This window comes from Streptococcus sp. 9.1(2021) (genome assembly GCF_030466425.1).
Lineage (GTDB): Bacteria > Bacillota > Bacilli > Lactobacillales > Streptococcaceae > Streptococcus > Streptococcus wuxiensis.
Window position 1 is genome coordinate 304,919 of record NZ_JAGQFU010000002.1, and the last position, 19,168, is coordinate 324,086.

Here is a 19,168-nt window from a genome sequence, read left to right on the forward strand (position 1 = left end):
GGAAGACTTTTTTTATTTGACGTAGACGACACCAAGTTTCCCGAAAGCTACGTCTCCACGGATAATCAAGGTTTTGCTGGTTGGGGCTACAGGAGCATCTGCCTTGGCCGCACCACAAAAAGTTTCCACCTTCAGGTCCACTCTCCAGTGTTGGGGCACATAGATAACTGCATTCCCAAATCCGACTTCTATCTTCAAGGTTGCACTATCTCCTAACATCTCTGCATTGTCATAATAGATTTTGGCATTCCCAAATCCGACTTCAAACTCGTCTTCTACCAATTCTTGGTCTTGCTTGTAAAATGTACCCGCCCCAAAAGCAACTTCCTTGTCTGTCAGAATGGTCTTTTCACCGTCATACCACCATTTTTTCCCATTCCAAGTTCTGTTAGTATGAGTCAGCATACTTACTCCAAGCACGATGAGAACACTCGCCCAGAACAGTGATTGATTGGGAATCGGTAAAATGTTATAAAAATGATTAGCAATCATGAGGGCCACTAGGGCTGTAACGGAGGCTGAAGTGAAATGACGACGAAGGATTGCCTCAACTGATTGATAGGCAAAAAATCCAATACCAATCAAGGGCCAAATCTGCCCTCCAAATAAAGGGATTCCAAAACTTCCCTGTAACAATACTAAAGCTGCCAATACTAGCAACACAATACCAAATGCTTTCTTTTTCATGTTCTTACCTCATGTTTCTTAGATTTTCTTTTAGGAGGGATTGGTAGTGCCGTGACACGTGAACCTCCTTGTGGGTTTGATAAAAGGAAATAGTGCCTGTCCCTGAGAAGGACTTGTCCACCGAGTAAACTTGCCGGATATTGGCAATGGTCGACTTGGAAACCCGACTGAAATAACGTGGCAGGATAGACTCTAGTTCATAAAGCTTGAGCCGAACCTCGTAGGCCTCTTTCTGGGTATGGGCGTAAATCTTGCTACCTTCCGTCTCAAAGAAGAGGATTTCTGCCAAGTCTAAGTAATACTCACCCGTCCCCTTGTAAAAGATTAACCTAGGAGCCTTGGTTTCTTGCAAGAGTCGTTGCAAGTCAGCTATCTCATCTGTCAGGGCTGCAGCCTTGATGACAATCTCTGTCTCAGTTAATTCACTATCAATCTCGATTCGTAACTTCATCCTATCTCCTTTCTGCATCTACTATACCAAAGGCCAGAAGACTTTACAAGGGCAAAAAAGCAAGTGGTCACTTTTAGCCCGTAAGTGGTTACGAGCCCAAGCCCACTTGCTTTGCTTCTTACAAAATAAAGAAAAGAATTCCCAAGAGGAGACCACAGGCGTAGCCAACTAAAACATCCTTGGGATAATGAACGCCTCCTAAGACCCGCACAAAGCCGAGAAGAGCTGATAAGACCAACAAAACCAACCCCACAGGAAGATTTGCATGCAGGCAAGCCATGGAAATAATGGTTGCTGAAAAGACGTGGCGACTAGGCATTGAATTGCCAGAACTGTCCTTGTCCAGTAGCGGAACAATTTCCCAAGTTTCATAAGGCCGTGGTTGATTGATCCACTTACGAACAAGCGTCAACAGGATAAAACCCAATGCTGGAACTAAGATATAAGCGTAAAGGTCTTGTCCCAAGCCTTTGCTTATAAAGCTTGTGCTCAGCAGAGTCAAGTAAGCTAAGGGCATCAGGATTGTCATCATGCGATTGAAAACTCGCATCAGTTGTAATAGTTGTGGATGTCGAAGGAGACTTGATTTCCTTTTATCATACCACTCTTGATAGTTTTTCATGTATTTCTCGGTATTCCTATTCTTTTCACAAGAAGCCTACTAGCTTCTCCTACTCTAGTATAGTGCAGAAAAAGAAGGCCGTCAAGCCTTCTTTTGGATTACTATTCTTCTACTTGGTCTTCTGTAAATTGACTATTGTAGAGGTCTGCATAGAAACCACCCTGAGCCATCAGCTCTTCATGATTGCCTTGCTCGATGATGCTTCCTTCTTTCATGACCAGAATCAAATCAGCATTGCGGATGGTTGACAAGCGGTGGGCGATGATATTTGAGATAAAAAATCATCCCGAGTCATTCCTCGGGATGAAATCAAATTTTCTATTAGAAGCCATCTACATTGGTATAGATTTTTTGTACGTCTTCGTCGTCTTCGAGGACTCCGTAGAGTTTTTCAAAGGTTTCAAGGTCATCTCCTGACAACTCAACTTCTGACTGAGGAATCATCTCAAGTTCAGTCACTTGGAATTCTTGGATACCAGATTCACGCAAAGCCACAATAGCTTTGTGAAGGTCAGTTGGAGCTGTGTAAACAGTGATTGTTCCTTCTTCTGCTTCTACATCGTCTACATCGACATCTGCTTCAAGCAAGAGCTCAAAGATAGCATCAGCGTCGTCACCAGCAAATACGATGACACCCTTGTTGTCAAAGAGGTAAGATACTGAACCTGAAGCTCCCATGTTACCACCGTTTTTACCAAAGGCGGCACGGACATTGGCAGCTGTACGGTTAACGTTTGAAGTCAAGGTATCAACGATCAACATTGAACCATTTGGCCCAAAGCCTTCGTAACGTCCTTCTGTAAAGGTTTCGTCTGTATTTCCTTTTGCTTTATCGATTGCCTTATCAATAACGTGTTTTGGCACTTGCGCTTGTTTAGCACGGTCGATAACGAATTTCAAAGCTGAGTTTGATTCTGGATCTGGATCACCTTTTTTAGCTGCTACATAGATTTCTACACCAAATTTTGCATATACTTTAGAGTTAGCTCCATCTTTAGCCGTTTTCTTGGCTACGATATTGGCCCATTTACGTCCCATTAGGAATCTCCTTTTTTCACATTTTAATCTTTCTTATTATAACACAAGTCTAGTCGATTTTCACTAGAGGAAATGGATTTTTCTTTTATAAATGAAGCTAGGATTGTCCGCCAACAGCCAAGATTTTCTTGCCTTCTTTTATCCAAGGGTGCTGAGAGAGTGAGATATAAAGCTGTGCAGTCATAACCAGCCAAAGTAGCGGTTCACATAGAATCACACCTGTATAACCTGCCCATGGAATAATCCAAGCGACGAAAACAATTTTCCCGATAAACTCGATAAAACTAGATATGAGGGGTAAAAGTTTTTGACCGAGCCCCTGCAAACTATTTCTATAAATCAATAAAAGACTCAAAAACGGATAGAAAACAGAACTAATACGTAGGTACAAGGTCCCATTTTCAATCAAGTAACCATCTGTTGAACTCGCTAAGAAAGAAACTAGGCTAGGACTTGCAAAAAATAGGAACACACAAGCAAAGGTAGCCCAAGCCATACTCAAATAGCTCCCTAAACGAAGACCTTGGACGATACGATCTGGACGTTTTGCCCCAAAGTTTTGAGAGATAAAAGTCGTCATAGAAGCAGAAATTGCCGTCATTGGCAATAGGGCAAAGGCCATGATTCTACGTGCTGCCGTTTGGGCACTGATAATAACTGCTCCAAAGCCATTAACAGAGGATTGTAAGATGACACTTCCGACAGAGACGATTGAACCCATCAGTCCCATGGCTAGCCCCTGCTCCAAGAGATCGACATAGAGATCCTTATTCCATCTGAAATGTTTAAGTTCTGGAAGAAGCTCTGGAACACTCTTTCGGATATAGAAATAACAGAGAATAGCAGACAAACCTTGCGAGATGATGGTTGCAAGACCTGCAGACTGAACCCCCAATTGCAGTTGCGTAATAAAATACAAATCTAAAATGACATTAACAATGGCTGAAAAGATAAGAAAGGCAAGCGCCGCAAGGCTGTCACCAATCGAGCGTAGTAATCCTGCAAAGAGATTGTAAGCAAAGCTAACTCCCACGCAGCTAACAATCATTGAGATGTATTCATAGGATTGGGAGAGGATTTCTGCAGGTGTTTCGAGAAATTGTAAGAGCGGATAAAGACCGAAGAAACCCATCAGCATCACAAGACCACTCAGGATTGCACCTAAAATCCAAGTCGCTGCGACAGCCTCTTTAATCCTTGTAAAATTACGAGCACCGTAAAGACGGGCAATAACGACTCCCATCCCATTTCCGACTCCGAGGGCAAATCCAATAATCAAATCAAAAATAGCTGTCGTAGCTCCGACTGCCGCTAAGGAATTTTGTCCCAAAAAACGCCCAACAATCAAAATATCAGCTGTATTGTAGAGCTGCTGAAAGATGTTGGACAGTAGAATCGGTAAAGCAAAACTAATCAGTGAAGGAAGGATAGGACTATGAATTAGGTCTACCGTTGATTTTTTATTCATATGGCTATTATATCAGCTTTCTAGTAGAGGAACAAGGGAGTTTCCTTAAGAAAGCGTTGCCTATATGTAAACAATCTGGTATAATCGTGACAGAAAAGGAGGGTATGTATGAACTTAACAAGTCAGTTAATTACAGATGTATTCCCAGACCTTGAGAAAGTGGAACAATTAAACAAGGAGGCCTTCCCTGAAGAAGAACGTGTCTCTTTGGAGGAATTTTTAAGTTACCAGGATAGAGATGACGCCCACTTTTTCGCCTTTTATAACGAAGAAGAATTTGTCGGCTTCGCTTTTGCCATTTCTAATCAAAAAGCTTTCTACATTAGCTTCTTTGCCATTATGCCCCATCTCCGCAGTCATGGGTACGGGAGAGAAATCATTGAAAAACTCATTGATTTTTACCAGCGTACTATGATTCTTGAAGTGGAGCGATTAGACGAAGACTGTGACAATCTCGAACAAAGAAAATCCCGCATGGACTTTTACTTACAAAATGGCTTTAAAACTGCCAACGCCTTCTTGGAATACGAGGGAATGAGCTTCGAAATTCTCTATCGTGGCGACCACTTTGATGAAGAGGCCTATCGGAACATCTTTCAAAAATTGCAAGAAGAGAACTACTTCGACTTTCGTATCGAATACCGACGCTTTAGTGACCACTAGTCATCATGAAACAAAAAGTAGCAGTAAAACTGCTACTTTTCTTTTTATTCTTCAATTTCGATTTCAAGAGCGTCGCCCAAATCAAGTGTTACTTCTTGGTTAGAATCTGCATCAGCTGCTGCACTTGCTTTAGAGCCTTCTTCCTCTTCAATTAAACCATATTGAACACGAACTTGGTGGTCGATTTCATCAAAGATTTCTGGGTGATCTGCCAAGTATTTCTTCGCATTTTCAGAACCTTGTCCGATTTTTTCACCCTTGTATGAGTACCAAGCACCTGCTTTTTGGATAATATCCAAATCACTAGCAATCTTCAAGAGTTCACCAGTTCTAGAAATCCCTTCACCATACATGATTTCAACAAGAGCTTCTTTGAACGGTGGAGCAACCTTGTTTTTCACAACTTTAATTTTAGTTTCTTTACCAACGTTCGTATCTTTTTGATCACCAGTTCCCTTGATTTGTGTACTTCCACGCACATCCAAACGGACTGAAGCATAGAATTTAAGGGCGCGTCCACCAGGAGTTGTTTCTGGATTTCCAAACATAACCCCTACTTTTTCACGCAACTGGTTGATGAAGATAGCAATTGTCTTTGTCTTGTTGATAGAAGCACCGAGTTTACGCATAGCTTGGCTCATCATACGAGCTTGAAGACCAACGTGGCTATCTCCGATATCTCCATCGATTTCCGCACGAGGTACAAGAGCTGCAACTGAGTCAATAACCACAAGGTCAACCGCACCTGAGTCGATCAATTTCCCTGCAATTTCAAGACCTTGCTCACCTGAGTCTGGTTGTGACAAGAGCAATTCGTCAATGTTAACCCCAAGAGCTGCTGCATAAGCCGGGTCAAGAGCGTGTTCCGCATCGATAAAGGCTGCAATTCCGCCTTCTTTTTGTGCTTGCGCTACAGCGTGAAGGGCTACTGTTGTCTTACCTGATGATTCTGGACCATAGATTTCAATGATACGTCCCTTAGGATAACCACCTGAACCGAGTGCAATATCAAGTGCCAAAGAGCCTGAACTCATCACTTGCACTTTTTGTTCTGCTCGCTCACCCAAGCGCATGATTGAACCCTTACCGAAGTCTTTTTCAATCAATTTAAGCGCATCATTCAAAGCTTTTTCACGATCAGCCCCAAATTTTTTCCCAATTTCATCTAATTTTTTTGTTGGTTTTTTCGCCATTTTGTTCTCCTATATTTTAATGATTCTAAGAACCTTCTTCTATTATATCAAAAGTCAGTCACTTAATAAAGCTTTGCGAACTAAGTTAAAAGCATGCATGACTGCAATTTTACGAACATCTGCTCGACTTCTTCCAGCTATATTGACCTGAACAACTTCTGTGCCTGATACTTGAGACAAACCGATAAAAACTGTGCCTGCAGGATGCCCTTCTAGACTATCCGGACCAGCCACTCCTGTCAAGCTAACTCCAAAGTCTGATTGAGTTTTAAGCCGTGCCTGATCTGCCATTTTTTCCGCCGTAAAGTCTGAAACAACTCCATGTTTTTCCAACTCTACTTGTGGAATATCTAACATCTTAGCCTTTTCTTCTAGACTATAAGTGACAAAACCACCTTTGAAGATAGTTGACACTCCCGAAAAGTCTGCCAAAGTTGCTTGAAAAAGCCCTGCTGTCAAACTTTCCGCAGCCGTTATGGTTTTATGCTGCTTTTTCAACTCCTCAACAACTACACTAGCTAGACTCGCTTCCTCACCATAACCATAGCAAATATCCTTTAAAGCAACACCTTCAAAAGTCTGGCGGGCAAGAATTTGAACCTCAAGACGATCCAAAGATTTTCTTGCTTCTTCTTGACTAGTAGCCTTGGTAGACAAACGCAGAGTCACTTCTCCTATTTTTGCATAAGGTGCCAAGGTTGGATCTGTCTGCTCTTCAATCAAATCCGACAGAATCGTTACTAGCTGGCTCTCGCCAATGCCAAAGAAACGTAGCACACGTGAGTATAACTTAGCTCCAGTTGTCAATCTCGGAAGCAATTCATTCAAAACCATGGGTTTTAGTTCGCTTGGTGGCCCTGGTAGGACGACATAGGTCACGCCAGCCACCTCAATCATGCCTCCGACTGCTAGTCCTGTTTCATTAGGTAGCGGGATTGAACCCTCAACGATTTGAGCTTGGCGCTCATTATTTGGAGTTCGGGCATAGTCCGGTCGATGAGCAAAAAAGTCATCTAGTTTAGCCTGCGCATGAGCATCAAAAGTTAAATCACGCCGTAGAAAATGGGCCAAGGTTTGTTTGGTCAAATCATCCTCTGTCGGTCCCAGTCCTCCTGTTAGGATAACCAGATTGCTACGATTCTTAGCAATCTCCAACAAGGATAAGAGACGAGACTCATTATCTCCTACAGCCGTTTGGAAGTAGACATCAACACCGATTTCAGCCAACTTTTCAGATAAAAACTGAGCATTGGTATTGACAATTTGACCTGTTAGAATCTCTGTTCCAACAGCTATGATTTCCGCTTTCATTTTTTCCTCCTACCTATCTATTCGGATTCCTTTGAAAAAATCGCAGGAAAATTCCTACGATTTTAGTATTCATTTCTTATTGTTCTTGTTGTACTTGTTGGCCTTGTTGTTCTTGATCTGCAACAGAACCAGTTGTTTGTGGTAAACGCCCATAAATATTTTCATACAAGACTACATTTGTCTCCAATTCGGTCACTTCTGGCTTATCCAATGAACGACGTAAAAGATTTTGCATCTCTAACATATGCTCAGATGTCACGATTTGGTAAGATATTCCGTCAATCATTGCATCCTCTCCACGTAATTGCTGAGACTCAATATTCTTAAAGGAATCTTGGTAGCCCATCAACTGAGGAATCGTTGTTGTCGTAATCTCGATATTTGTCTGCATGTTATCGCTAAGAGCCTTCAAAATTTCTTGGTAGTGGCTGACACTATTCAAACTAAGAATTTTTTCAACAATCTTTTGGATGACTTCGCGCTGACGTTTCTGACGACCGTAGTCTCCCTCTGGATCCTGATAGCGCATGCGTGAGTATACTAGCGCCTCGTCACCATTTAGGGTTTGTTCCCCAACACCGATAGAAATCGTGTTAAATGGTTCCTGGTCTTGGATAGAGATTGGGAAACCTAGAGTGTTGTTTACTGTGATACCTCCGACAGCATCAACCATTCTTTGAAGACCGTGCATATTGACCATCACATAGCGGTCGATGTGGATATTCATCATTTTTTGAATGGTCGAAATGGCAAGCTCTGCTCCACCATCAGCATAGGCAGCGTTGAGTTTAGCTTCTCTAACACTACCATCTGGTTGTTGGATTTGTGTCAGAATATCACGTTCCAAACTCATCATAACAACTTTCTTGGTTTTAGGATTCACTGTTACCAAGATCATTGAATCACTATTTCCTGCCCATGGGTCTGTACGTTCAACATTCCCCGTATCTACCCCCATAAGAAGGATTGTCAATGGTTCAGTTGCCTCGATAACCTTGGTTTCTTCTCCGATTTGTTTATAAGTTTTGGCTAAAGTCTGTGTACTTTGTTGGTAGATAGTATAGGCATAAGCTCCCACACCAAGCACCGTCACAAGAACAAAGCCTAAAAACATTCCGATTATTTTTTTTGCCATACATTTATTCGTCTATCAGTCGACCCATCAGGTAAACATCAAGAAACTCTCCTCCTTCTATACAAGCGCCGCGTTCCTGCTGGCCTTCAATGATGAAGCCCAGCTTTTTATATAGATGAACAGCTGCCAGATTTCGTTTTTGAACTGTCAATTGTAAGCGTCGAATACTTCCGCTCGATTGGGCCCACTCAATAACTTCTTCCATCAAGATACTACCGAGACCATTTCCCCAATAGGCTTTTTTGATACCCAAAAAGATATCCCCAATATGCCGAACTCGTGGACGTTGATCAGCCGTTATATTGATCACTCCTGCCAATTCTTCATTCAAATAAGCTAGTAAAGTAATCTGATTATCCGACTGGGCCTGCTTGTTAATAAAACGCTGCATCTCAGATTCACTCATTACAATTCCATTTTCATCCAGACTGGTAAAACTAGATTCATGACCAATCTGATCCAAAAGTGCAATAAGTTCTGTAGCATCCTCAACTTCTGCTTCACGAATTAATAAATCATACTCCATCTGTCAACCTCTGCAAGAGTTCTGCTGCTCGTTGACCGTGGGCATGAAAGACAACTTCACGGCCCTCATCATCTTTAAGGATTTCTAATTCTAGATAGTCAGCTGGAAGAGCCTCACCTAATAGATGCCCCCACTCAATAACTGTCACACCTGATCCAAAAAGAAATTCGTCCAAATCGATAGAATCTGCATCCCCTTCGATACGATAAACATCCAAGTGATACAGAGGTAGACGTCCTTCATATTCTCGAACAATGGTATAAGTAGGACTCTTAATCATTTGATGAATCCCTAGGCCCTTAGCTAGACCTTTTGTTAATGTGGTTTTTCCAGCACCTAATTCACCAGTTAAAATCAATACATCATTTTTTTCAAGTAGACTACCCAACTCTTGTCCAAGAGCGATTAGTTCATCTTCATTTTTTGTGTGCATGTTATTATTATACCAAAAAGTTTTCTTTTGCGACATTTCTAGTAGTAAAAAAAGAGGAGTTTCCTCCTTCTTTTTTAAAGTTTTTGTCTTTAGTTTAGAGCCATGCTAATGTAGTTCAAGATGAACAGAGCGTCTAAAATCCAAATCATGACATGCACTTCCTTAACTTGACCTTTAACAATCTTCGCTAAAGTGTAAGTTAGGAAACCAACAGCAATCCCTTGTGTAATGGAGTAACTGAATCCCATAAAGATAGATGTGAAGAAGGCTGGAATAGCTTCTGACATATCATCCCAAGGAATGTTTTTCAAGTTAGAGAGCATCATAATTCCGACGATAATCAAAATTGGTGCTGTCGCAGCTGAAGGCACAATGGCAAGAAGTGGGCTAAAGAAGCTTGATAGAGCAAAACAGATAGCAACAACTAAGGCTGTCAATCCAGTACGTCCACCAGCACCGATCCCTGCTGCTGACTCAATATAAGTTGTAACGTTTGAAGTACCTGCAATGGCACCAACTGATGTCGCCACCAAGTCAGAATATAGAGCCTTATCCAATTTAGCTGATTCATTGTTCTCACCACTTGATGCGATGATACCAACTTTTTCACCTGTACCGATAAGAGTACCAATTGTATCAAAAATATCAGTCAATGAGAAGGCAAGAATGGCCATCAAGGTTTCAGGTAAACGTGAAGTATTTGAAATCAGAGAACCCAAACCTTCTGAACCAAGGGCTGCACCAAATAAAGTTCCTAAGTCGTTAACTGCTGCTGAAAGATTGTTGCTAGCAAAATCGATTCCTGACAAATTAACAAGACCAACCGCAATCGCAAGGACTGTAGTTGTCAAAATAGAAAGAATGATCCCACCTTTAATACCTTTGACAACAAAGAAGATTGTAATGGCAAGACCTGCAATAGCTACCAATACTGCTGGAGTATTGAAATCTACCAATCCTGGAACAGCTGCTGCATTTGCAGTAATCGCTGCTTGAGCCTTATCTGCTCCTTCACCTGCTACAGTATAAGTACCTGGGTCAATTGAGAATTTCAAGAGACCAGCATTCTTAATACCAACATAGGCAAGGAAAACACCAATACCAGCTGAAATTGCTGAACGAAGAGTTGCAGGAATAGACTCAATGATCATTTTACGAACATTGGTTAATGTGATAATAAGAGAAATAATCCCACAGATGAAGACCATACCAAGAGCTTCTTTCCAAGTATAGCCCATTCCGAATACAACCGTAAATGTAAAGAATGCATTAAGTCCCATACCTGGAGCTTGTGCGTATGGCAAGTTAGCATAGAAAGCCATCATCAAAGTTCCTACTACAGAACCGATGATTGTTGCCAAGAATACACCCTGAACAGGCATTCCTGTTTGCGAAAGCATTTGAGGGTTTACAAAGAGAATATAACTCATTGCAAAGAAAGTTGTTAAACCAGCAAGCACCTCTGTACGAACATCTGTCCCGTGCTCTTTTAGTTTAAATAATTTGTCCATTTTTAATCTCCTTTGTCATTTTACGAACAATATGTCTATTATATCATTAATCATTCACATTTTCAAGCTATTTTTCTTATTTTTAAAAATTCTTAAAGGATATGATTCTTCTTATTTTTGCTTATAGTCAGCTTTTCTTTCAGCTTTTTGATATAATAGGAAACATCTTATCTGAAACTAAATTCGGGAGGATTTTATGACTAAAAAAATGATTGCCGTGGACTTAGACGGTACCTTACTTAATGGAGAAAGCAAACTCTCTGACTTTACAAAAGAAACCATTAAAAAAATTTCTAAGAAAGGCCACCATGTGGTTATCGCAACCGGTCGCCCATATCGTATGGCCAAAGATTTTTATGACCAACTTGAACTTGAGACTCCTATGATTAACTTCAACGGTTCGCTCACTCACCTACCTGGTAGGGCTTGGAAACATGAAAAATGTCTTACTGTGGACAAAAAATATCTCTTGGATATCGTAAAACGAAAAGAGGATATCGAGGCAGACTTTATCGCAGGTGAATACCGTAAAAAGTTTTACATTACATCCCCAGACAAGGAAATTGCAGATCCTAAATTGTTTGGTGTTGAAAACTTTCGCCCTGAAAATCAATTCAAGCCTGACTTAGTGACTAAGGGGCCTAACTGTATTTTATTACAAACTAGGGCAGACGATAAATATGCACTAGCAGAAGAGATGACTAGCTTTTACAAGCATCAGCTTAATATCAATACTTGGGGCGGTCCCTTGAACATTCTTGAATGTACTACAAAAGGTGTTCACAAGGCCTTTGCTCTTGAATACCTTCTAAATGTCATGAATATAGACAGACAGAACCTGATTGCCTTTGGTGACGAACACAATGACCAAGAAATGCTCTCCTTTGCAGGTAGAGGATATGCCATGAAAAATGCTAATCCCGCTCTACTTTCTTTCGCAGACGAGCAATTACCACTAACCAACGAAGAAGACGGAGTCGCTCACTTTTTACAAGAGCAGTTCCTTTAATAAAAACTATCCCTCCATACTTTTTTGGTAGAAAATAGCTACCTTAATCGTATGGATTTTTTTTTGCCAAAAATCGATTAAAGAAAAAAGGACCCGAATCCTTGTTAACGAGATTCAAATCCTTACAAAAGATATCTATTTTTTTAGAACGATACGATCAGAAATTTCGCGACCCATATCATCAATAATAATTTGATTGCCATCAGCTACATAAACCTTGATATCATCTCCAATAAAGACCCTCTGACTTTCTGGTTCGAAGGTGACCTTTTTAATTTCCTGATCGCCATCAGCTTCTACTTCTGTCCATGTTCCAGTATTACCAGTAACTACGAGAGTAATGCTATCTCTCTCATCTTGCCCTTTATAGGTCCCATCAATGTTGGTTACTGAGCTAGCAGTCGAACTAGAAACAGTCGTTTCTGCTGACTGAGCAGTCGTTACTTCCGTACTAGTACTTGCTTGAGTTGAAGGAGCTGCCTGCTCTTTTGGCGAACATGCAACTAAGAGACTAAGACTTGCCAAAGAAGCAAGAGAAAGTGTGAATTTTTTTAGTGACATGACGGCTCCTTTCTTTTAGTGGCTTAAAATCAGAATAACCCTGCTGAGCCACCACACCTTTACTATAACAAATAAAGATAGGAGGGTCAATCAAATGAATCTAGGGCCATGAGACAAGCGCGAACCTCTGATATAAAATAGAGAGATCCTGTCACAAATAGCAAGTCTTGCTCCCCTGCAAAACTCTCAAAATTATCTATAAAATCTCGATAAGAAGCAATGCTTGTATAATCTCCAAAGTCTTGCTCTTCCAAGGAACCCTGATAGTCAAAACTCGTAACATAGAGAGCTACATCAGGTAAATGCTCTGTTAAATAAGTAAGCATTCCACTATAATCTTTCCGCTTTAGGGCACCAAATAAGATTTGAGGCTGATACCCTTGCTGGATTTTTTCTTGGATAAACTCAACCAAACGCTCTAGAGCTGGTAAATTGTGAGCCCCATCCAAATAGATGTGCTCAGTGACAGCTTCTAGCCTTCCAGCCCATCTGGTAGTTCGCAAAGCAGCTCGAATTGCTTCTTGGTCAACTTTCTCGTCTCTTTGTGCCATAAATAGTAGAAAAGCCTGCAAGGCAAGAGCTGCATTTTCCTCCTGATATGCTCCCTCCAGTCCCAATATTAGGTGGTTAAAGTCAGCTAGAGAAGAAGAAAAGTTCCCATTTCGGAAAGAAAAATCTTTATTAGCTTGGTAGAGACTTACACCCAAATCAGTGGCTGTCCTTTGACAAACGAGTTGGGCTTCCGGTGCTAAATTTGCAATCACAGCTGATTTCCCAGGCTTAAAAATTCCTGCTTTCTGCTCTGCAATTGCTGTTAAACTATCGCCCAAGGTCTCCTGGTGATCGAGGCCGATTGATGTGATGATTGCAATTTCTCCTGTCACCACATTAGTGGTATCAAGAAGTCCACCTATCCCAACTTCCAGTAGGACCAAATCTACTTTTTGCTCTTTAAAATAAAGCAAAGCAATCAAGGTCAGCAACTCAAAAAAAGATAGCTGATCGTGGGTTTCTAAAAGTCTTTGCTCCATTACTTTGACTTGATCTGCTAAACGAATAAAATCTTCGTCCGATATAGGCTCACCATTAATACAGATACGGTCATGGATGCTGACAACGTGGGGCGAAGTAAAGGTACCAACCGTTTTCCCATGGGCAACAAAAAGCTCCCTCATAAAAGCAATAGTTGACCCCTTGCCATTTGTCCCTGTCACATGGATAATTGGATAGGTTTGCTCAGGATTCCCCAGCAAATCTACTGCTCTTTGCATCCGTCCCAATCCTGATCTAAAATTCAAGCCAATCCGACTATGAAGCCATTTTTCTACTTCAATCATGCTTATCTCCTTAACAAAAAAGCGAAGATTCTCTTCGCTTTTTACTCATTTTGCTAGATACTAGCTAAATTTTATTTTTAGCGTCAGGCTAAAAACGTCCACTGGACTTACCAGTTCTCTCTTATTTCAAGGAACTGGGCTGATACAGTCTCCCAGACTACCTGCGTTTCTATTTTCTAGCGCAGGGCTAAAAACATCCCCTGGACTGACTTGCGGTCTTCATTTCTATCGCAAGGGTAAAAACATCCCCCGGATGTTTTTACTCCTCCATAAAGCTGTTGAAGACTTCTTCAATCATGTTCCATTCGTCATCTGAATCTTCAGGAATTGGTTGCAATTCGCCTTCAGTTCCATCTTCATTTTCGATGAATGAGTAAGCTTGGATTTCAACTTCACCGTTTTCATCTTCTTCTGCATTAACTGGTACAAGAAGAACATAGTTTTTACCAAATTCTTCTTTTCCGTCAATAGTCAAAAGGATTTCAAATAAAGTTTCGTTTCCTTGCTCATCTACAAGTGTAATAAGTTCACGTTCTTCGTGATCGTGGTTGTGATCGTGTGACATAGTTTCTCCTCTGTCTTAAAATTTTCTATCTAAATAATTTTGCAAAATCAACTGAGCTGCCAATTTATCAATAACTTTTTTACGCTTATTGCGACTAATGTCTGCTTGCTCAATCAACATGCGCTCTGCAGCAACCGTAGTCAAGCGTTCATCTTGATACTCTACTGGCAAACCAAAAAGTTCTTCTAGCTTTACACCATAGGCTTGACTAGCTTCAACCCTCGGTCCACTGGTATTATTCATGTTTTTAGGTAAACCAACAACAAAGCGCTCCACCTTATAGGTGTCAACCAATTCCTTGAGTCGTTCAAAGCCGAACTCTCCTTGATCTTCATTGATTTGGATGATTTCAAGCCCTTGTGCTGTAAAACCTAGCGGATCGCTAATCGCTACTCCTACTGTTTTGGAACCAACGTCCAATCCCATAATTCTCATAGATTATAGATCGACTCCTTGTCCCTTAAGGTAGTAGCGAACCAACTCTTCAACAATTTCATCGCGTTCATACTTACGAATTTGATTTCGTGCATTGTTATAACGAGGAACGTAAGCTGGGTCTCCACTGAGAACATAGCCCACAATCTGATTAATAGGGTTATACCCCTTCTCATTCAATGAAGCATAGACTTCTGTCAATGTTTCACTAATTTCTTTTTTATTGGAATCATCCAATTTAAAACGTACGGTTTCTTCAGTAAATCCCATTCTAACACCCTCTTTCCTTAGAATAGTACTATTATAGCACATTCACAGCCATTCTACAAATGACACAGCCTGATTTTGCTGATTTTCTGTGACTTCCTTACTGGACAGTCGCGCCACTTGCAACTCGATTTTCAATATATTCTTCTGGTTCGTTTTTTAGTAGATTTTCTAATCCCACATTTTTTAAATATTCGCTTTCGCTTGCCTTTTTAACGTCTAGAACTTGAAAATCATAACTTGTTTTTGTTTCAATCTCGGTTTCACTTAAAAGATTGGTTTCAATGTTAAATCCAGGAATTTTACGTGCTTCTTGGACCGATTCATCCTTGTCTTCTCCTTCTTTCAAGGCCTTTCTTGCTTCCTCTAATCCATGCTCTGCAATAAAGTTCTTGAGGTCTTCTGAAACTTGTCGTTTTTGCTGAATCGTTAAGGTCAAGAACTGTTTGCCCTTATAGGTAATGGTTTGGGTTTGTTGAACCCCATTTTCGTCAGCAGGTAGAACAAGCGTCTTTGTTACTACTGTATTGTTATTGGCATTTTCTAGAACTGGCAAAGTTGATTGAAGAGCTTCTGTCGTTGTATCTTTAGAAGGTTCCGCAGACTCTTTTTTCTGTCCACAGCCAGCTAGCAAAAATAGGAGCGCAACTGTACCGATAACTATCTTCTTCATATTTATTTTTCCTTATTTATCTATCAAATAAGGCTAGGAGTCACTCCCAGCCTTTATGTTTTATAGTGCTGCACGTAAACGTGCTTCTGCATTTTCTACATTGCGGACAGAGCGTGGCAAGAAGGCACGAATGTCATCTTCTTTATAGCCAACTTGTAAACGTTTCTCGTCAACAAGAATTGGACTTTTTAGGATGCGTGGTGTTTCCATGATTAAATTAAGCACTTCATTGACACTCAAATCTTCGATATCAACTCCGAGAGCTTTAGCGTAGCGATTCTTTGATGATACAATGCTCGCAATTCCATTGTCTGTTTTTGTTAGAATATCTAATAATTCTTCTCTAGAAATCCCCTCTTTACCGAGGTTTTGTTCTTTATAACTTAACTGGTGGGCATTGAGCCAGGTTTTAGCTTTTTTACAGCTAGTACAACTTGAGACTGTATAAATTTTGATCATGTACCTACCCCTTTCGCTACATGTTACTATCAGTTTATTCTATTATACCATAAAAAACATCCGACTTGCGACCTATTTTTAAAAAAATTTAACTTTTTCCCCAGTTTTCTATCTTTTTTCTTGACAAAAACCGAACTATAACCATTCTTTGTACTTCCTAATGTAAAATTTCTTAATAACTGTGACGCTAAACATATACAAGAAAATAATACAGATTAAGAACAAGAAGTAAGGAAGCCCTAAGGGTGCTAGACGAAGGATATTTACTAGCGGTCCATAAGGCAGACTAGTTACGAAAATTGCGGCAACCAAGGTTGTCAAGATTACAAGCCAAGCTGGTCTGCTTTGTACAAAAGGAACTTTTGCCGTACGAAGCATATGGATAACCATGGTTTGAGACCACATAGATTCGATGAACCATCCTGTTTGGAATAAGATAATAAACTGAAGGGCAGATTCAGAACCATGAACATAATGGTGGCCTGTCACCAAAGGAACAATGATAAAGTATAGGAAAATAAAGGTCAAAATGTCAAAGATAGATGATATTGGACCCATCCAAACCATAAATCGCGTAATAGATTTTGCTTCCCATGTATGGGGTTGTCTGAGGAAGTCTTGATCCACGTTATCAAACGGCAATGCCACACAAGATAAATCGTAGACTAGGTTTAGGACAATGAGATGAACAGGAGCCATTGGTAAAAATGGCAAGAAGATACTTGCAACCAACAGAGAGAAGATATTCCCAAAGTTTGAACTAACGGTCATCTTGATGTATTTGGTCATGTTGGCGTAGACCTTCCGGCCTTCAACGATACCTGTTTCAAGAACCATGAGATCCTTGTCCAGCAAAATAACATCAGCTGTTTCCTTTGCGATATCTACTGCTGTATCAACGGAAATTCCAACATCTGCTACCTTCATAGATGGGGCATCATTAATACCGTCACCCATATAACCAACGGCATGACCATTTTTCTTCAATTGTAGAATAATTCGAGCTTTTTGGTCAGGAGACAATTTGGCAAAGACTGTTACACTTTCAACCGCTTCTGCCAATTCTTGGTCTGTCATTTGGTCGATATCAGCTCCCAAAAGCATCTGCTCAACATCCAAACCAACCTTTTCACAGATGGCTTGGGTTACTTTTTCATTATCCCCAGTTAAAATCTTTGTTCTGACACCATGCTCAAGCAAAGCTTGAATAGCTGGTGCTGCAGATGGTTTTGGTGGATCCAAGAAGGCAAGGTAACCTGTAAGGATCATGTCACTTTCATCAGTCACAGCATAGGCATAATCTTCACGTAGACCTGACTTGTAACCAACACCTAATACACGTAAACCTTGACGGTTTAATTGACCAACTTCCGCCAACACTTCTTGACGAATGTCTTCAGTAAGAGGGATGACTTCTCCACGATATTCCACATGTGTCGAAATGGTCAACATTTCTTCCAAGGCGCCTTTGGTTACCATACTAACAACATTGCTATCATCTTTGACGATAACACTCATGCGTCTACGTTCAAAATCAAATGGTAGTTCGTCGATTTTTTGGAAGCTGGTGTCTAGATTTTGTAGGATAACATGTTCCTTGGCTTCTTTTTCAGTTCTACTGATGATGGCACGGTCCATCAAGTTCTTCAAACCTGTTTGAAAATGTGAATTTAGATAAGCTCTTCTTAAGACTGCCATATCCAAATCGCCATGGATATCCAATGGGTATTCTAAGACAATCTCATCTTGTGTTAAAGTTCCAGTTTTATCCGTACAAAGGATATCGATTGCTCCTAAGTCTTGGATAGCATTGAGTTTTTTGATGACTACCTTTTCCTTAGCCATGATAATGGAACCTTTTGCTAAGCTGGCTGTAATAATCATCGGAAGCATTTCTGGTGTAAGGCCGACACCGACGCTCAAGGCAAACACTCCAGCCTCTAGCCAGTCTCCGTCGGTCAAACCATTTGCGAAAAACACAATTGGAACCATGACAAGCATCAAGCGGATCAAGAGCCAAGAAATGCTGTTCATTTCACGTTCAAAAGAAGTTGGTTCATCGTAGGTGTTGAGAGTCTGCTCGATGGCTCCCATCATGGTGTCATCACCAACCGCTAGGACCATAGCTGTAGCACTTCCTGAGATAACGTTTGTCCCCATGAAGGCCAAAGATTCTGCTTCTAAGAGGCTATCTACATTTTGACCAGTGGTTTTATTTAAAGCTAGCTTTTCAACTGCATCACTTTCTCCAGTCAAACCTGACTGTTGAACGAAAAAGTCGCGCGATTCGAATAAGATGACATCTGCTGGAATCATATCTCCAGCGCTCAATTTCACGAGGTCTCCCACAACCAATTCGTCGATTGGCAACTCTTGTTCCAGACTATCACGAATAACAGTTGCAGTGTTGACAATCATTTTTGAAAGATTGGTTGTCGCCTTGTCGCTCCGCAACTCTTGGACAAAACGGATGCCTCCTGAAATCAAAACCAAGACAACAATAATAATAGAGGTCGTAGGGTCCTCTTGGCCAGGTTTGGCAAGCCAGACGTTTGTAACGAGAGAAATAAAGGCAATTACAAGCAAAATGATTGTGAAAGGATTGATAATGGACTCATAAATCTTTTTAAAGATGGAATCCTCTTGACCCTTAGTAATGGTGTTTTCACCATATAGGTCACGGTTTTCTTCGACTTGTTCTTGGTCTAAGCCTTTTAGACTTGTATGGTAAAAAGCTAGACTATCTTTTAATGGAGTTTGAATAGCTACTGCTAGTCTTTCTTTTGTAGTTTTCATTGGTTTCTCCTATCTGTATGAATGGTGA

Annotated in this window: 21 protein-coding genes and 1 pseudogene; 2 read left to right on the forward strand and 20 right to left on the reverse strand. The window is 40.7% G+C overall.

All coding sequences use genetic code 11. The annotated features are described in order from the left end of the window. Window positions 1-12 precede the first annotated feature (12 nt). From KBU52_RS07220 to KBU52_RS07245, 6 genes and pseudogenes are all read right to left on the reverse strand, one after another. The gene (locus KBU52_RS07220) at window positions 13-687 is read right to left on the reverse strand and encodes a hypothetical protein (protein WP_254724692.1); all 675 of its coding nucleotides are present in this window, start codon (window positions 685-687) and stop codon (window positions 13-15) included. A gap of 4 nt (window positions 688-691) precedes the next feature. Further along, window positions 692-1,138, reverse strand: coding sequence for a LytTR family DNA-binding domain-containing protein (locus tag KBU52_RS07225; protein WP_004250544.1), 447 nt, complete (start codon window positions 1,136-1,138; stop codon window positions 692-694). Window positions 1,139-1,256: 118 nt separating this feature from the next. After that, complete coding sequence (locus KBU52_RS07230) at window positions 1,257-1,760, reverse strand: phosphatase PAP2 family protein (protein WP_254724691.1); 504 nt, start codon at window positions 1,758-1,760, stop codon at window positions 1,257-1,259. A 101-nt stretch (window positions 1,761-1,861) separates the two neighbouring features. Continuing rightward, window positions 1,862-2,026, reverse strand: a pseudogene (locus KBU52_RS07235) (ABC transporter ATP-binding protein); the annotation flags it as partial. A gap of 55 nt (window positions 2,027-2,081) precedes the next feature. Next, complete coding sequence (locus KBU52_RS07240; RefSeq protein WP_254724690.1) at window positions 2,082-2,798, reverse strand: YebC/PmpR family DNA-binding transcriptional regulator; 717 nt, start codon at window positions 2,796-2,798, stop codon at window positions 2,082-2,084. 97 nt (window positions 2,799-2,895) lie between these two features. Then, entirely contained in the window at window positions 2,896-4,266 is a 1,371-nt protein-coding gene (locus KBU52_RS07245) for an MATE family efflux transporter (protein ID WP_254724689.1), read from the reverse strand. 108 nt (window positions 4,267-4,374) lie between these two features. Here KBU52_RS07245 and KBU52_RS07250 point away from each other — a divergent pair, with 108 nt between their 5' ends. Next, window positions 4,375-4,929 carry a GNAT family N-acetyltransferase gene (locus tag KBU52_RS07250; protein WP_254724688.1) on the forward strand — a complete coding sequence of 185 codons (555 nt, stop codon included), beginning with the start codon at window positions 4,375-4,377 and terminating at the stop codon, window positions 4,927-4,929. 44 nt (window positions 4,930-4,973) lie between these two features. Here KBU52_RS07250 and recA read toward each other — a convergent pair whose 3' ends face one another. From recA to KBU52_RS07280, 6 genes are all read right to left on the reverse strand, one after another. Further along, on the reverse strand, window positions 4,974-6,122 hold the full coding sequence (gene recA, locus KBU52_RS07255; RefSeq protein ID WP_006149228.1) for a recombinase RecA: 1,149 nt from the start codon (window positions 6,120-6,122) through the stop codon (window positions 4,974-4,976). A gap of 54 nt (window positions 6,123-6,176) precedes the next feature. Then, window positions 6,177-7,433 (reverse strand): competence/damage-inducible protein A, encoded by a 1,257-nt coding sequence (locus tag KBU52_RS07260; protein WP_254724687.1) that lies wholly within the window; start codon window positions 7,431-7,433, stop codon window positions 6,177-6,179. Between the two features lie 76 nt (window positions 7,434-7,509). Next, a complete protein-coding gene (locus tag KBU52_RS07265; RefSeq protein ID WP_254724686.1) occupies window positions 7,510-8,568 on the reverse strand; it encodes an LCP family protein in 1,059 nt (352 codons plus the stop codon). 4 nt (window positions 8,569-8,572) lie between these two features. Then, on the reverse strand, window positions 8,573-9,094 hold the full coding sequence (locus KBU52_RS07270; RefSeq protein ID WP_254724685.1) for a GNAT family N-acetyltransferase: 522 nt from the start codon (window positions 9,092-9,094) through the stop codon (window positions 8,573-8,575). Further along, window positions 9,084-9,527 carry a tRNA (adenosine(37)-N6)-threonylcarbamoyltransferase complex ATPase subunit type 1 TsaE gene (tsaE, locus tag KBU52_RS07275; RefSeq protein ID WP_254724684.1) on the reverse strand — a complete coding sequence of 148 codons (444 nt, stop codon included), beginning with the start codon at window positions 9,525-9,527 and terminating at the stop codon, window positions 9,084-9,086. The genes KBU52_RS07270 and tsaE overlap by 11 nt, the downstream gene beginning before the upstream one ends. A gap of 89 nt (window positions 9,528-9,616) precedes the next feature. Further along, window positions 9,617-11,038 (reverse strand): NCS2 family permease, encoded by a 1,422-nt coding sequence (locus KBU52_RS07280; protein WP_036758137.1) that lies wholly within the window; start codon window positions 11,036-11,038, stop codon window positions 9,617-9,619. A 196-nt stretch (window positions 11,039-11,234) separates the two neighbouring features. Between KBU52_RS07280 and KBU52_RS07285 the strand changes: the two genes are divergently transcribed. Then, on the forward strand, window positions 11,235-12,047 hold the full coding sequence (locus tag KBU52_RS07285) for a Cof-type HAD-IIB family hydrolase (RefSeq protein ID WP_254724683.1): 813 nt from the start codon (window positions 11,235-11,237) through the stop codon (window positions 12,045-12,047). A gap of 135 nt (window positions 12,048-12,182) precedes the next feature. Here KBU52_RS07285 and KBU52_RS07290 read toward each other — a convergent pair whose 3' ends face one another. The 8 genes from KBU52_RS07290 to mgtA all read right to left on the reverse strand — a co-directional run bounded on the left by KBU52_RS07290 (window position 12,183) and on the right by mgtA (window position 19,140). Further along, window positions 12,183-12,608: an SP_0198 family lipoprotein gene (locus KBU52_RS07290; RefSeq protein WP_254724682.1), complete on the reverse strand. Its 426-nt coding sequence runs from the start codon at window positions 12,606-12,608 to the stop codon at window positions 12,183-12,185. An 86-nt stretch (window positions 12,609-12,694) separates the two neighbouring features. Then, on the reverse strand, window positions 12,695-13,945 hold the full coding sequence (locus KBU52_RS07295; RefSeq protein ID WP_254724681.1) for a folylpolyglutamate synthase/dihydrofolate synthase family protein: 1,251 nt from the start codon (window positions 13,943-13,945) through the stop codon (window positions 12,695-12,697). 259 nt (window positions 13,946-14,204) lie between these two features. Further along, on the reverse strand, window positions 14,205-14,510 hold the full coding sequence (locus tag KBU52_RS07300) for a DUF1292 domain-containing protein (protein ID WP_004250503.1): 306 nt from the start codon (window positions 14,508-14,510) through the stop codon (window positions 14,205-14,207). A 15-nt stretch (window positions 14,511-14,525) separates the two neighbouring features. Further along, window positions 14,526-14,945 carry a Holliday junction resolvase RuvX gene (gene ruvX, locus KBU52_RS07305; RefSeq protein WP_033630844.1) on the reverse strand — a complete coding sequence of 140 codons (420 nt, stop codon included), beginning with the start codon at window positions 14,943-14,945 and terminating at the stop codon, window positions 14,526-14,528. 3 nt (window positions 14,946-14,948) lie between these two features. Beyond that, the gene (locus KBU52_RS07310; RefSeq protein ID WP_004250500.1) at window positions 14,949-15,215 is read right to left on the reverse strand and encodes an IreB family regulatory phosphoprotein; all 267 of its coding nucleotides are present in this window, start codon (window positions 15,213-15,215) and stop codon (window positions 14,949-14,951) included. 97 nt (window positions 15,216-15,312) lie between these two features. Further along, complete coding sequence (locus KBU52_RS07315) at window positions 15,313-15,885, reverse strand: SP0191 family lipoprotein (protein WP_254724680.1); 573 nt, start codon at window positions 15,883-15,885, stop codon at window positions 15,313-15,315. 60 nt (window positions 15,886-15,945) lie between these two features. Beyond that, window positions 15,946-16,344 (reverse strand): transcriptional regulator Spx, encoded by a 399-nt coding sequence (spx, locus tag KBU52_RS07320; protein ID WP_000591164.1) that lies wholly within the window; start codon window positions 16,342-16,344, stop codon window positions 15,946-15,948. A 135-nt stretch (window positions 16,345-16,479) separates the two neighbouring features. Next, complete coding sequence (mgtA, locus tag KBU52_RS07325; protein ID WP_254724679.1) at window positions 16,480-19,140, reverse strand: magnesium-translocating P-type ATPase; 2,661 nt, start codon at window positions 19,138-19,140, stop codon at window positions 16,480-16,482. Window positions 19,141-19,168: the final 28 nt, after the last annotated feature.